Here is a 1,074-nt window from a genome sequence, read left to right as displayed (position 1 = left end):
CATCTCTTCTTCGCCGTCAAGGATGCGCATGGCCTGGTCGTGGGGGAGCAGGCGCAGGGTGCCGCGTTCCTTTTGGAGCTCGTACCGGGCGATAGCGAGCGCGTCTTCGAGGTCTTCCAGGTCGCTGTCGGCGATCAGTGAGGCACCGACGGGAACTCCGCGGTCAGTGAGGGTGATGCGCTCGTGCTGGGCGCACGGCGTGCGAGTTCGCCGATCTTGGCCCGTGCTTCGACGATCGAGTACGTAGACATGCATCTACCTTACACTGTGGACGTTCATCTGTAATGCCATGTGGTGCTTGTAGGGGGTGCGGAAGGTTGCGCCGGCTCCTTGGCAGGCGCGGCTGGCCAGGATCAGGATGTCTCTGATCAGGCAGGCCTGGACGATGCCGCGGGCGCGGGCCGCGGTCAGGTCATGGGTCCGGCCGGGCAGCGCACGGGAGAACCAGAGGGGTGTCCCGTCCGCACGCGGGATGACCTGCACGTTCATCCCGTACTGACGGTGCTTGTGGCTGTAGTACGGCTCGTCCGCGGCCATTCTGTCGGCCGGGATGAGAGTCCCGTCAACGATGACGAAGTCGCCTTCACCCAGTCCCACCAGAGCCTCACGCAGGCCCGGCGCCCACGCCGCCAGGACGCCGAGAGTCTCGTCGACGTACCGCCATGCCGTCGTGGTGGAGACACCGAAACCTGCGGCGAGCTGCGGAAACGTCTCGTTCTTCCGCAGATGCGCCAGTGCCAGGAGAGCCTGCTTGAAGCAGCCGGGTCTTCGCCAGGGCGAGTTGAGCTGCTGCCGACGGGCGTAGAGCAGCCAGGAGACATGCTCGACCAACTCGTGGGAGACGTCGAGCATGGAACAATACGGAACCAACAGGGCCCCTCGGACGCCGGTGTGATGAGTGAGATCACCACGCCAACGACCAGGGGCCCTGTCCCGTCACCCAAGCCCTCTGACCGGCACGTTCACCCCATCAGGCCTAGTGCTCGATTCCTCAAAGGCGGTACTCGAAACGGCGGCGGAGGAGACGGGTGGGCGGGGCCGGTCTGCCCCAGATCCAGGGTTTGGCGCGGGCGT

1 pseudogene is annotated in these 1,074 nt (G+C 65.5%); it reads right to left on the bottom strand.

Annotated elements, in window-relative coordinates:
• Positions 1-291: 291 nt before the first annotated feature.
• Positions 292-911: pseudogene (locus IG74_RS47295) on the bottom strand (transposase family protein); the annotation flags it as partial.
• Positions 912-1,074 lie beyond the last annotated feature (163 nt).

Source organism: Streptomyces sp. NRRL B-1347 (assembly GCF_000720325.1).
Lineage (GTDB): Bacteria > Actinomycetota > Actinomycetes > Streptomycetales > Streptomycetaceae > Streptomyces.
Note: the sequence above shows the minus strand (reverse complement) of the source record. Positions and strands in the feature narration are given on the sequence as shown.